Genomic DNA, 12,500 nt, shown 5'->3' with positions numbered 1-12,500 from the left:
TCGAAGCGTCGACGATCAAGGCTCGCTGACACGTCGGCGGGTCGTTAATTACAAGCCGCAGTCGTGCGGCTGTTTTCCACGGCCGACCTAGCGTCGGCCGTTTCATGGGGAGTTCTTCAGTGAAACCGGTCAAAGTAGGCATCTGTGGGTTAGGGACCGTCGGTGGCGGCACCTTCAACGTACTTCAGCGTAATGCTGAAGAAATTTCCCGCCGTGCAGGTCGCGGGATTGAAGTGGCGCAAATTGCCACGCGTTCGCCAAAGCCTCAGTTCGAAACGACCGGTATTGCGATTACCAACGATGTCTTCGCCGTTGCCACCAACCCTGAGATCGATATCGTCATCGAGCTGGTGGGCGGCTACACCGTGGCCCGCGAGCTGGTGCTCAAGGCCATCGAGAACGGCAAGCACGTGGTCACCGCCAACAAGGCGCTGATCGCCGTGCACGGCAACGAGATCTTCGCCAAGGCCCGCGAGAAGGGCGTGATCGTGGCGTTCGAAGCCGCCGTGGCCGGTGGTATCCCGGTAATCAAGGCCATCCGTGAAGGCCTGTCCGCCAACCGTATCAACTGGGTCGCCGGCATCATCAACGGCACCGGCAACTTCATCCTCACCGAAATGCGCGAGAAGGGCCGCACCTTCGAAGACGTGCTCGCCGAAGCCCAGGCCCTGGGTTACGCCGAAGCCGACCCGACCTTCGACGTGGAAGGCATCGACGCGGCGCACAAGCTGACCATCCTGGCGTCCATCGCCTTTGGTATCCCGCTGCAGTTCGACAAGGCCTACACCGAAGGCATCACCAAGCTGACCACCGCCGACGTGAACTACGCCGAAGCCCTGGGCTACCGCATCAAGCACCTGGGCGTTGCGCGCAGCACCCCGGCCGGTATCGAGCTGCGTGTGCACCCGACATTGATCCCGGCCGACCGCCTGATCGCCAACGTCAATGGCGTGATGAATGCCGTGATGGTCAACGGTGATGCTGCCGGTTCGACCTTGTTCTACGGCGCCGGCGCCGGCATGGAGCCGACCGCTTCGTCGGTGATCGCCGACCTGGTGGACGTGGTTCGCGCCATGACCAGCGACCCGGAAAACCGCGTGCCGCACCTGGCCTTCCAGCCGGACTCGCTGTCGGCCCACCCGATCCTGCCGATCGAAGCCTGCGAAAGCGCCTACTACCTGCGCATCCAGGCCCAGGACCACCCCGGCGTGTTGGCCCAGGTTGCCAGCATCCTGTCGGAGCGCGGTATCAACATAGAGTCGATCATGCAGAAGGAAGTCGAGGAGCAAAACGGCCAGGTGCCGATGATCCTGCTGACTCACCGCGTGCTCGAGCAACATATGAACGATGCCATCGCCGCCCTGGAAGCCTTGCAAGGCGTGGTCGGCCCAGTGGTGCGCATCCGCGTCGAGCACTTGAACTAACCGATGTGTTCCAGGGGCCCCGTGTGTGCGGCGGCCCCTGTTCGAGAATGTTTTAGAGGAGCCAGTCATGCGTTACATCAGCACCCGCGGCCAGGCACCGGCCCTGAATTTCGAAGACGTCCTGCTGGCAGGCCTTGCCACTGACGGCGGCCTGTACGTGCCGGAAAACCTGCCACGCTTCACCCAGGAAGAAATCGCCTCCTGGGCCGGCCTGCCGTACCACGAGCTGGCGTTCCGGGTGATGCGCCCGTTCGTCACCGGCAGCATCCCGGATGCGGATTTCAAGAAGATCCTCGAAGAGACCTACGGCGTGTTTTCCCACAGCACCATCGCACCGTTGCGCCAACTGAACGGCAACGAATGGGTCCTGGAGCTGTTCCACGGCCCGACCCTGGCGTTCAAGGACTTCGCCCTGCAACTGCTGGGTCGCCTGCTCGACTACGTGCTGCAAAAGCGCGGCGAGCGTGTGGTCATCATCGGCGCGACTTCCGGTGATACCGGTTCGGCCGCCATCGAAGGCTGCAAGCACTGCGAAAACGTCGACATCTTCATCCTGCACCCGCACCAGCGCGTGTCGGAAGTGCAACGTCGGCAGATGACCACCATCTTTGGCGAGAACATCCATAACATCGCCATCGAAGGCAACTTCGATGACTGCCAGGAAATGGTCAAGAACAGCTTCGCTGACCAGAGCTTCCTCAAGGGCACGCGCCTGGTCGCGGTGAATTCGATCAACTGGGCGCGGATCATGGCCCAGATCGTCTACTACTTCCACGCGTCCTTGCAGTTGGGCGGCCCGGCGCGTTCGGTGTCGTTCTCGGTGCCGACCGGCAACTTCGGCGACATCTTCGCCGGTTACCTGGCGCGCAACATGGGCCTGCCGATCAACCAGTTGATCGTCGCCACCAACCGCAACGACATCCTGCACCGCTTCATGAGCGGTAACCGGTACGTCAAGGAAACCCTGCACGCCACGCTGTCGCCGTCGATGGACATCATGGTCTCGTCGAACTTCGAACGCCTGCTGTTCGACATGCACGGTCGCAACGGCGCGGCGATTGCCGGCTTGATGGACACCTTCAAGAGCGGTGGCGGTTTCAGCGTCGAAGAAGAGCGCTGGACCGAAACCCGCAAGCTGTTCGACTCCCTGGCCGTGGACGACGCAGAAACCTGCGAAACCATCGCCGACGTCTACGCCCAGACCGGCGAACTGCTGGACCCACACACCGCCATCGGTGTGAAGGCCGCCCGCGAATGCCGGCGCAGCCTGGACATCCCGATGGTGATCCTCGGCACCGCGCACCCGGTGAAATTCCCGGAAGCGGTGGAGAAGGCAGGTGTGGGCAAGGCGCTGGAGTTGCCGGCGCACTTGGCAGACCTGTTCGAGCGTGAAGAGCGTTGCACCGTGTTGGCCAATGACCTGAAAGCCGTACAGGCGTTTGTCAGCCAGCACGGCAATCGTGGCAAGCCGCTCTGATCCAACGGCGTTGCGAGGTTGCTCAAGCCCGTCTTCGTGACGGGCTTTTTCATTGGGGCACGCCATACTCCAGTGGGCAATCGACTAAAAAAGAGAGGAAACCAACCCGGTGCGTTTATTGAGCCAGAGGTGTGTGTGGCTGCTGTGTTTGCTCTTGCTGGGTCAATCGCCGGCAAGCCTGGCCGCCGACAGCCTGCCGTTCAAACTGGTGCCGGCGTTTACCCCGCTCGCCCCCTTGCCGCTGACGGCAGGCGAGCAGCAATGGCTGGCGAGCCATCGAACACTGAAGGTCGGCATTTCCATTGCTGATTACCAGCCGATCGATATTACCCGTGACCACAATCGCTACCAGGGCATCAGCGCCGATTACCTGAGCCTGGTCGGCGCGCGCCTCGCTGTGCCCATGCAGGTGATGGGCTTCGCTGAGCGAGCGCAAGCGGTGGAAGCCTTGCGCAGTGGCGCCATCGATATTCTGACCAGCGCCAACGGCTATGAACGGGATGTGCCTGGTTTGCGGTTTACCCGCGACTACATGCCGGATCGTTCGGTGGTGGTCGTACGCCGCGACGACACCACGCAGAACGACGACCTTGAGGGCAAGAAGGTGGTCTTGCTGGAGGGCTATGCCAATGTCGGCAACGTGCATCGGGCTTATCCCGCCAGCCATATCATGCTGGCTCCGAACCTCTACAGCGGCCTGGAAGCGTTGAACCAGGGCGATGCCGATGCCTTTATCGGCAATGAAGTGATTGTGCGTGCTTACAAGTCATTGCGTCCTTACCTGGGTTTGCAGATAAACGTGGAGAGCCGCCTGGCACCGATTGGCTTTGCCTTTGCTTCCCGCACGGCCGACCCGCTGTTGGGGGACATGATGGACCGGGCCCTGGCGAGTATCGACGAGTCGATACAGCGTGAAATCCTCGCGCGCTGGACCACCGGCCTGGGGGTGGGCATCGCCGCCGACCGCATTGAGTTATCGGCCGAGGAGCAAGCATGGCTGTTGCACCATCCCCATGTGGTGGTGGTGTCCGAGCAACAGTCGCCGTACATCTTCAAAGACAAGGACGGTCAATGGGTCGGCTTGAATATCGATCTGCTTAACCGGATTTCCCGCATGACGGGCTTGCAGTTCGTGATGGAGGAGGTGTCTTCCACCGCGCAGACCCTGGAGTTGCTGGCAGCGGGCAGGGCGGACATGAACACCACGTTGGCCGAGAATCGGGAGCGCAGGCAATTCCTGGATTTCAGCCATGGTTTTGGTGGTGCCGGTTGGGTGTTTATCCAGCGCAACGACACGCCGTTACTGGCCAGTTTGAGTGAACTCTCCGGCCAGGTCTTGGCGTTGCCGGCCCGGCATGTGCTGGAAAATTTTATTCGCCGTGAACACCCGGACATCGAGATTCTCGCCGTCGACAACTATACCCAGGCCCGGGATCAGGTGATCCAGGGGCATGCGGCGGCGACGATCCAGAATGAGGTGGAGGTGCAGAGCTACCCGTCCGACGGCTTGCGCATCGGGCGCAGCGTGGAGGGCAAGTGGTCGTCCAACAGCCTGGTGGTGCGCAAGGACCAGCCCGAGCTGCTGAGCATTGTGAACAAGGCGCTGGAAGCGATGCCGGTGGCCGAGTTGAGTGCGCTGCGCTTGCGCTGGCTGGGCACGGTGCCGATCCCGACGTCGGCTTGGCAGCGTGTGCCGCCATGGGCCTATTGGACGGTCGCCATGGCGCTGTTGTGTGTGTTGCTATCGTTGGTCTGGAATAGCCGGCTCAAGCGGCAGATCCAGCAGCGCCTGGTGGCCGAGCAACGGCTGAGCGATCAGTTGGCGTTCAAGCGTGCCCTGCTCGATGGCATGCCCAACCCGGTCTTCGTACGGGACCTGGCTGGCCGGTTGGTGACCTGTAACACCCGCTATGAGCAGCTGTTGGCCACCCGGCGGGAGCTGATCCAGGGCCTGACCTTGATGGAAAGCGGCTTGATGCCAGAAGCCACGGCCGCGCGCCTGCATGCCGGGCACATGGAGCAGTTGGCGACCCAGCAATCGTTGTTTGTTGATCGGCAACTGGAGTTCAACGGCGGGACGTTCCATGTTTACCAATGGACGGTGCCGTTTTTCGATGCACGCGGCCAACTGCAGGGGCTGCTGGGCGGCTGGATCGACATCAATGAGCGCAAAGTCCTGGAGCATCAGTTGATGGACGCACGCCAGGCCGCTGATGACGCGAACTACGCAAAAAGTGCGTTTCTCTCCACACTCAGTCACGAAATCCGCACCCCGATGACCGCCATCATCGGCTTGCTTGAGTTGGAACAGGAACGCGCCTTGGCGCAGGGCAAGCGTGTCTCCGAAGCCTTGCAGGTGGCCCATCGGTCGGCCCGTGAGCTGATTGAGTTGATGGGCGATAGCCTGGATTTGGCCAAGATCGAAGCAGGCCATTTGCAACTGGTGCCGCAGACCACTGACCTGAAGGTGTTTTTCGAAGGCATCCAGCGGCTGTTTGAGGCGATGGCGAGTCGAAAAGGCCTGGGGCTGACCCTGGCGTTCGACCCGGCGGCGCAAGGGGATTATTGGTTCGACCCGCTGCGCTTGCGGCAGGTCATGCATAACCTGGTGGGCAATGCGTTGAAGTTCACCGAGCGTGGTGAGGTCCGCCTCAGCGTCGAGACTCGGTGCGATGCCTCCGGGGCTGAATACCTGCACCTGTGTGTCGAAGACAGTGGACCGGGGATTGGTGTTGAACAACAGGCGCGGGTGTTCAAGCCGTTTGTCCAGGTCAGCCCGCTGACGGCGGCTCAGCATGGCGGCACCGGGTTGGGCTTGAGCATTTGCCAGCAACTGGTGGAGTTGATGGGCGGCACGATCGCCCTGAGCAGCGCGACGGGCGAGGGCACGACGATTTGCATTGACCTGTATCTGCAGCGGGTCAGAGGCGACGACAGCCCAACGGAGCCTGCGGCGATCCTGCCGGCCGCCGGTCGCCGTTTGTCGGTGCTGATCGTCGATGACCTGCCGGCCAACCGCCTGGTGCTGGCTCAGCAACTGCAATTCCTCGGCCACCGGGTGGTGGCCTTCGACTCGGCGGAGTCGGCCTTGCAGCACTGGCGCGATGACGCCTTTGACGTGCTGGTGACGGATTGCAACATGCCAGGCATGTCTGGCTACGCCTTGAGCGAAACCGTCCGCGGGATCGAAACGCAAGAGCAACGACCGCGCACTGCGCTGGTGGGATGTACCGCCAATGCCATGGCGGATGAACGCCAGCGATGCCTGGAGTCCGGCATGGATGAGTTGTTGGTCAAGCCGGTGACCCTTGAACAGTGGGCCAGGGTCCTCGCCCGAGTGGCCCCGGCGCGCACCTTCAATATCCAGACCTTGCAGGTGATGACCCAGGCCGATGGGCCGGTCCTGCAGCGCATGCTGGAAGAGTTGGCGAAGAGCCTCGAACATGAGCACGATGAGATCAGGACGGCGTTGGCGGGTCAGGACTTTCCAGGGGTGATGGCCTCGCTGCATCGCCTCAAGGGGATTTGCTGCCTGGTGGATGCGCTGCCGCTGGCCAAGGCGTGTGTAGGGCTTGAGGGCTGCCTGCGTGAGCAGCGCATTGACGAGGTTGAAGCGCTGTGGTGCGTGCTGAAAGACGCGCTGGCAGCCTTCAGGGTTGAGCTGGGCACCCATTTGAGTGCGCAAGAATAGGACGTGTCCTATGGGGCGCGCATGACCTTTTGCGTAGCCTGCACAGCCTTGCTTCTGCGTCTTAGAGTTCGCCATGCGCTCCCTCAATGTCTTGATCCTTGAAGATAACCCGTTCCAACTGATGGCCCTGCACCAGATGCTCAACGCCAACGGTGTATTCAATGTAATGACCGCCGAAACCGTAGAGGCCGCCCGGCAGTCGTTGGCGAGCAAGGGGCCGGTCGATATTGCTATTTGCGACCTCTATCTGGAACAAGGCGATGCCCTTGAACTGATCCGCGAGTTGGGCGAACTGCGCCAGGCCCAGGTGCTGATCCTGTTGAGCAATGCTCAGCCTGACGTGTTGGAAGGGGTCGCCAGCATGGCGCGCCAGGCTGGGTTGAATGTCCTGCGGTGTTTGCCCAAGCCCGCCTCGGCCCAGTTGGTTGGGCAGCTGCTGACGGCTTGCCTGCAACACTTGCGCCCGGGGCCGCAGGTCGTGTCCTGGGATAAGGTGCGCCAACTGTTGGGGCTCAATGAGCGGGATGAGTTGCCGCCTTCGGTGGATGCCTGTCAGGTGGCCATCGCGCGCTACGCCAGCGCCAGCTTCCAGCCTATCGTCTGCCAGGCCGGCGTAGTGCAGGGGGTTGAGGTGCTGGCGCGCTGGTATCTGCCTGACGGCGGAGTGTTACTGCCCTATGAGTTCCTGCCGGTGCTGGAGTTTGCCGGCATGGAGGAGGCGTTTACCTGGCATGTGCTGGAAGAGGCCCTGGGTTTTGTCAGCCAGATCGTGTCGGACACGGGCGAGCTCTTGCCGGTGGCGGTGAATATTCCCGGGCGGATGCTCGAACATGCGCATTTTCCCCAGGCGCTGCAGCGCTTGCTGCAACGCCATGCCGTGCCAGCCCATAGCCTCACGCTGGAGCTGGTCGAAACCACGCGGTTGAACACCGACAGCGCGCATGTCAGCAGCTTGCTGCGTTTACGGATGATCGGCTGCAAGTTGTCTATCGGTGACTTCGGCGTCGGCGGTACCAGTTTGCAGCGTTTGCTGGAGCTGCCGTTCACTGAACTGAAAATACCCCCGGCCTTTGCCAGTGGCGTGGCGAGTGATGAGCGCAAAGTGGCCGTCGTCGCAGGCGCCATGAGCATGGCCAGCCGCATGGGCATGAACGTGGTGGTGACGGGGATTGAAACCGCAGCCGATCGTGACGCGGTTGCTACGCTGGGCCCCGCCTGGTTGCAAGGTTGCCTGATTGCACCGCCGATGGACGCTCAGGCACTGAAAGCGTGGATCGGCTACCCGATCAGGCCAAGCCATGCTCCTGCACGTAGATAAACAGTGATGCGTCGGTACTGAGCCCCAGCTTGCGCATGGCGCTGACTTTTTGCGCGCTGACCGTCTGCTTGCTGCGATGCAGGTGTGCCGCGATCTCGCCAACGGTCAGCCCTCTCGCCAGCAGGCGAATCACCTCCAGCTCGCGGGGCGACAGCTGCTCGTGGGACTGCAGACGCTCAGTGCCCAGGGCGTTCAGTGCCTGGCGAATGGTGTGGGCCACATAGCAGCGCTGCTGGCGCACCTGGCGGACGGCTTCAGGCAGTTCATTCGCGAGGCTGGCTTTGCTCAGCAGGCCCATGACACCCAGCTCCAGGATGGCGTGAAACAACCCCGCATTGTTGAGCATGGTCACCACGACGATGGGCAGCGACGGGTGATGGCGGCGCAACTGGTCGATCAGGCGCAAACCGTCGGCCTGGGGTTCGTCAGGCATCATGAAATCGGTGATCAACAGGTCGCAGGCGCAGTGTTGCAGCAGTTGGGTCAGTGATTGGGGGGAGTTGGCTTCGCCGACAATCTCCAGCTGTTCATCGCGCTCCAGGACCGCTCGCAGACCAATCAGGAAAATCGGATGGTCGTCGGCAAGGATGATGCGCAAGGGTTTTTCAGGTGCGCTTCTCAAGATAGGTTCCCCGGGCAATTCGGGAATTCTAGCCTGTTAACCTGGCGGTGGTTGAACGCGGTTTTCTAACGGTGCACAAAAACGCCGCTTTCCGTTCCTTGGGGTGGCGGCGTTTTTTGTTTTGGCAGGCCCGGCAGGAAGGCTGCTCATGTGAGCAGCTTATGCGCCAGTGCCATGACGGTACCAACCGCCGTGAAGAAACCAATCGCGATGCCCACTGGATACCAGAAGACCTCACGAGTGATCTTGTGCACTTCGGCGTTGAACTTGCGTTGCTCGGCATAGATGCGCGATATGTCTGCGTGGATTTTCTCGATCGACGCTTGTTGTTCGTTGTGTTCCAACATCATATTCATCCTTCGCAATAAGGGCCTTTTGACATGCGCTTTTAACTGCGTGGCCGCGTCACCAGCGCTCACCGAGTATAGGATTCACCCCCGGCCTCAGCCGTCGGCAACCCCCAAAACAGTCGCCCATTGCGTAAGCAGTTATGTGCGCCGTTTTTTGCTTGTCATGTTGCAAGCGCATGCTGGAATCCGTCACCCCTGACGGCCCCATAAAGACGATAAAGCGAACTTTCCTACGTCACAAACAGTCACTTAGGATAGATGCAGCTCCCGTTGAACCGATTGTTTCTGAACTATTGAGTGGTGATCGAGATGGAAAGTATCAGCCTATTGCTCGAAGAAGCACTGAGCCCTTATCAGGTTACGCTGACCACCTCCGGTGTGCCGGACGAGTGCCTGGTCACCGTGAAGAACCCTGCTGGCGCCATCGTGGTCGAGCGAGAAGTGGACCGCACACAGTTGCTGGATAAGCGCGTGCTGGTGGATGTGGTGGACTGCCTGCTGCGTGACATCAAGATTGCCGAAGGGCGTCTGGAACCCTCGGTCATTGCGGCGTTGCGCAACGCTGCCCAGACCCGCAGCGCCGCCGCTGCATGAAGAATTGTTTAATCGTGGAAACTTCCTACAGCATGGCCGGTCAGATTTTGTAACAGCAAGAGCAAACATTGTGCTCCGGTGTTTGTGCCTTGTTGTACTGGTCTTTATAGGCCACGTTTAACCCCGAAGTGTCTCCCCACTCTTCGGGGTTTCTTTTTGCCTGCGATTTGTCAGGGCTCTGGCGAATCCTGGAAGAAGCTTGGGTTATCCCGCAGATAATGCTCGCGCATCACCGGGTCCAGCCACGAAGCGTAGGACTGCTGCACCTGTTCCAGTGGGATGTCCAGGAGCAGCTGATTGATGCGTTGAATAATCTGACGCCCCCGAGGGGTATCCGAGCAACCGATATGGGTGCGTTGGTAGGGCGCTGATCCTTGGATCGGATAAAAGCTCAAGTCAGCGGAAGGGATGCCCTGTTGCATGGCGTGATAGCGGATTTCCGGCCAGTAACCCAGCACCGCTTCCAGTCGCCCCAGGCGTTGCATTTGCAGCAGGCTGCCCAGTGCATCGTTGCCGTAGTGAAGGGTGAGCTTGTGGGCGTCGGCCAGCTTGAGCTGTTGATCGACGACCGGCCCGTAACTGCGTTCGGCGATGGCGCCCACCCGTGCTTTGTGGGCATCGAAAAGGGCCTGCAGGTCGAACTGGCCATCGACGATATAGGGCGCCATCGCATCCTCCTGGCTATGCCGGATCATGATGCCATTGCTGGCGACCACAAATGCCTGGCTCGAGAACACAATGTATCTGGCGCGCTCCGCCGTCCACAGCAATGAGGGATCGCAGGTGAGTGTGTTCGGCTCGCGCATCATCTGGATGCCGCGCGCACGGTTGACGTGCAGGACCTGATGTTGATAGTCCGGCAAGTGCTCGATGAGGATCGGCAACAGCTGGTCCAGTGCGCCCTGGCCTTTGCGTGGCCCTTCGAAAATGGTCAGCGGTGGCAGGTCGCGCAACAACCAGGTCAACGTCTCGCCGGCGTGCGCCGACAGGGGCCAGCCGCTGAGCATCGAGGCGATAAGGCTAAGCCGCACCCAGCCGCGTTTGCACCGAAGCACCATCAGATCGCGCCTGCCTCACGCAAACGGGCAATGGCGGCGGCGTCGTAACCCAGGCTGTCCAGCAGCACGCCATTGTGCTCGCCCAACTGCGGGCCCACCCACTCGCAGCTGCCGGGGGTGTCCGATAGCTTGGGCACGATGCCGGGCATCTTGAAGTCCTTGCCGCCGGGCAGTTGCGCCTTGAGGAACATTTCCCGGGCAAGAAATTGCGGGTCGCCGAGCATGTCTTCGGCACTGTAGATGCGGCTGGCGGGCACCTCGGCTTTATTCAAGGCCTCGACCACTTGCTCCAGCGACAATGAATTGACCCAGCGATCAATCACCCCATACAGCTCATCACGACGGCTATCGCGCCCGTCATTGCTGGCCAGTACCGGGTCGTTGGCCAGGTCTTCGCGACCGATGGCGAGCATGAAGCGCTTGAAGATCGCATCACCGTTGGCGCCGATCTGCACATGCTTGCCGTCGGCGCTGGTGTGGATCGACGACGGCGTAATGCCGGGCATGATGTTGCCGGTGCGCTCGCGGATAAACCCGAACACGTCGAACTCGGGAATCATGCTTTCCATCATGGCGAAGATGGCTTCATACAGTGCCACGTCCACCACTTGGCCCAACCCGCCGTTGACCTCGCGATGCCGCAGGGCCATCAGCGCGCCGATCACCGCCCACAGCGCGGCAATCGAGTCGCCGATGGAGATCCCGGTGCGCACCGGCGGGCGGTCCTCGAAACCGGTGATATAGCGCAGCCCGCCCATGGACTCGCCCACCGCGCCAAACCCCGGCTGGTCCTTCATCGGCCCGGTCTGGCCGAACCCCGACAGGCGCACCATCACCAGCTTCGGGTTCAGCGCGTGCAGCGTCTCCCAACTCAAGCCGAGCTTTTCCAGCACGCCAGGGCGAAAGTTCTCGATCAGGATGTCGGCGTCCGCCAGCAACTGCTTGAGAATGGCCAGGCCGTCCGGGTGCTTGAGGTTCAGCGTCAGCGATTTTTTATTGCGCGCCTGCACAAACCACCACAGCGAAGTGCCTTCATACAACTTGCGCCATTTGCGCAGCGGGTCGCCGCCGTCCGGGGATTCGACCTTGATTACCTCGGCACCGAACTCGGCACAGATACGCGAGGCAAACGGGCCGGCGATCAGGGTGCCCAGTTCGATGACTTTCAGGCCAGCAAGGGGTTTGGCATTAAGCGACATGGGGATCCTTACAAACACGGGACGGTGGTGTGATGCCTTTTAACATAGGCGAGCGGCCCATGGATAAGGATGATGCTGCGCAGTATTCGTTGAATGCCCTCGCCATCGGTTAGACTGGCCGCCTTTCCCTGTCTCTAGAAGCCCGTTCATGGCCCAGCCGTCCACGACCTACAAATTCGAACTCAACCTCACCGACCTTGATCGTTCGGTGTACGAGAGCGTCAAACAGACCATCGCCCGCCATCCTTCGGAAACCGAAGAGCGCATGACCGTGCGCCTGCTGGCCTACGCCCTCTGGTACAACGAGCATTTGTCGTTCGGCCGTGGCCTGTCAGATGTAGACGAGCCAGCCCTGTGGGAAAAAAGCCTGGATGATCGGGTGTTGCATTGGATCGAAGTCGGCCAGCCGGATGCAGACCGCCTGACCTGGTGCTCGCGTCGCACCGAACGTACCAGCCTGCTGGCCTACGGCAGCCTGCGTGTGTGGGAAGGCAAGGTGGTGCCGGTGGCCAATAACCTGAAAAACGTGCATATCGCTGCGGTGCCGCAGGAAGTCCTGGAGACCCTGGCCAAGGACATGCCGCGCGTCATCAAGTGGGATGTGATGATTAGCGAAGGCACGATCTTCGTCACCGATGACCGTGGCCAGCACGAAGTGCAGCTGCAGTGGCTGGTCGGCGAGCGCGGCTGACCCACTATCGGAGCGAGCTTGTGTGGGAGCGGGCTTGCTCGCGAATGCGGTCGATCAGTTAAAAATGCACTGACTG

At 61.0% G+C, this 12,500-nt stretch carries 10 protein-coding genes; 6 read left to right on the top strand and 4 right to left on the bottom strand.

Features of this window, described 5'->3' with window-relative positions; translation table 11 throughout:
- Positions 1-119: 119 nt before the first annotated feature.
- The 4 genes from NUV89_RS12910 (at position 120) to NUV89_RS12895 (ending at position 7,910) form a co-directional block, all read left to right on the top strand.
- Positions 120-1,424 (top strand): homoserine dehydrogenase, encoded by a 1,305-nt coding sequence (locus NUV89_RS12910; protein WP_049711679.1) that lies wholly within the window; start codon positions 120-122, stop codon positions 1,422-1,424.
- A gap of 67 nt (positions 1,425-1,491) precedes the next feature.
- Positions 1,492-2,901 (top strand): threonine synthase, encoded by a 1,410-nt coding sequence (gene thrC, locus NUV89_RS12905; protein ID WP_257781631.1) that lies wholly within the window; start codon positions 1,492-1,494, stop codon positions 2,899-2,901.
- A 109-nt stretch (positions 2,902-3,010) separates the two neighbouring features.
- On the top strand, positions 3,011-6,592 hold the full coding sequence (locus tag NUV89_RS12900) for a transporter substrate-binding domain-containing protein (RefSeq protein ID WP_257781630.1): 3,582 nt from the start codon (positions 3,011-3,013) through the stop codon (positions 6,590-6,592).
- A gap of 73 nt (positions 6,593-6,665) precedes the next feature.
- Complete coding sequence (locus tag NUV89_RS12895) at positions 6,666-7,910, top strand: EAL domain-containing protein (protein ID WP_257781629.1); 1,245 nt, start codon at positions 6,666-6,668, stop codon at positions 7,908-7,910.
- Here the strand turns inward: NUV89_RS12895 and NUV89_RS12890 are convergent.
- Together NUV89_RS12890 and NUV89_RS12885 are read right to left on the bottom strand one after the other, a co-directional pair.
- Positions 7,879-8,532, bottom strand: a complete 654-nt coding sequence (locus tag NUV89_RS12890; RefSeq protein ID WP_257781628.1) for a response regulator transcription factor — start codon at positions 8,530-8,532, stop codon at positions 7,879-7,881. The genes NUV89_RS12895 and NUV89_RS12890 overlap by 32 nt on opposite strands.
- A 146-nt stretch (positions 8,533-8,678) precedes the next feature.
- A complete protein-coding gene (locus NUV89_RS12885) occupies positions 8,679-8,879 on the bottom strand; it encodes a hypothetical protein (protein ID WP_099585569.1) in 201 nt (66 codons plus the stop codon).
- Positions 8,880-9,191: 312 nt separating this feature from the next.
- Between NUV89_RS12885 and NUV89_RS12880 the strand changes: the two genes are divergently transcribed.
- Positions 9,192-9,476 carry a DUF3509 domain-containing protein gene (locus NUV89_RS12880; RefSeq protein ID WP_257781627.1) on the top strand — a complete coding sequence of 95 codons (285 nt, stop codon included), beginning with the start codon at positions 9,192-9,194 and terminating at the stop codon, positions 9,474-9,476.
- A 170-nt stretch (positions 9,477-9,646) separates the two neighbouring features.
- On the opposite strand, the gene NUV89_RS12875 is transcribed toward NUV89_RS12880, so the two are convergent.
- Both NUV89_RS12875 and NUV89_RS12870 read right to left on the bottom strand, forming a co-directional pair.
- The gene (locus NUV89_RS12875) at positions 9,647-10,534 is read right to left on the bottom strand and encodes a TIGR02285 family protein (protein ID WP_257781626.1); all 888 of its coding nucleotides are present in this window, start codon (positions 10,532-10,534) and stop codon (positions 9,647-9,649) included.
- Positions 10,534-11,733, bottom strand: a complete 1,200-nt coding sequence (locus NUV89_RS12870; protein WP_257781625.1) for a CaiB/BaiF CoA-transferase family protein — start codon at positions 11,731-11,733, stop codon at positions 10,534-10,536. The genes NUV89_RS12875 and NUV89_RS12870 overlap by 1 nt, the downstream gene beginning before the upstream one ends.
- Before the next feature lie 148 nt (positions 11,734-11,881).
- On the opposite strand from NUV89_RS12870, the gene NUV89_RS12865 reads away from it, so the two are divergent.
- A complete protein-coding gene (locus NUV89_RS12865) occupies positions 11,882-12,424 on the top strand; it encodes a YaeQ family protein (protein WP_017736762.1) in 543 nt (180 codons plus the stop codon).
- Positions 12,425-12,500: the final 76 nt, after the last annotated feature.

Origin of the sequence: Pseudomonas sp. 18.1.10 (assembly GCF_024655625.1) — a bacterium.
GTDB lineage: Bacteria > Pseudomonadota > Gammaproteobacteria > Pseudomonadales > Pseudomonadaceae > Aquipseudomonas.
Note: the sequence above shows the minus strand (reverse complement) of the source record. Positions and strands in the feature narration are given on the sequence as shown.

What these genes read in the sequence shown, in the direction of transcription:
- thrC (WP_257781631.1), top strand. Translation starts at nt 1,492, where the DNA reads ATGCGTTACATCAGCACCCGCGGCCAGGCACCGGCCCTGAATTTCGAA.
- NUV89_RS12895 (WP_257781629.1), top strand. Translation starts at nt 6,666, where the DNA reads ATGCGCTCCCTCAATGTCTTGATCCTTGAAGATAACCCGTTCCAACTG.
- NUV89_RS12885 (WP_099585569.1), bottom strand. Translation starts at nt 8,879, where the DNA reads ATGTTGGAACACAACGAACAACAAGCGTCGATCGAGAAAATCCACGCA.
- NUV89_RS12880 (WP_257781627.1), top strand. Translation starts at nt 9,192, where the DNA reads ATGGAAAGTATCAGCCTATTGCTCGAAGAAGCACTGAGCCCTTATCAG.
- NUV89_RS12875 (WP_257781626.1), bottom strand. Translation starts at nt 10,534, where the DNA reads ATGGTGCTTCGGTGCAAACGCGGCTGGGTGCGGCTTAGCCTTATCGCC.
- NUV89_RS12870 (WP_257781625.1), bottom strand. Translation starts at nt 11,733, where the DNA reads ATGTCGCTTAATGCCAAACCCCTTGCTGGCCTGAAAGTCATCGAACTG.
- NUV89_RS12865 (WP_017736762.1), top strand. Translation starts at nt 11,882, where the DNA reads ATGGCCCAGCCGTCCACGACCTACAAATTCGAACTCAACCTCACCGAC.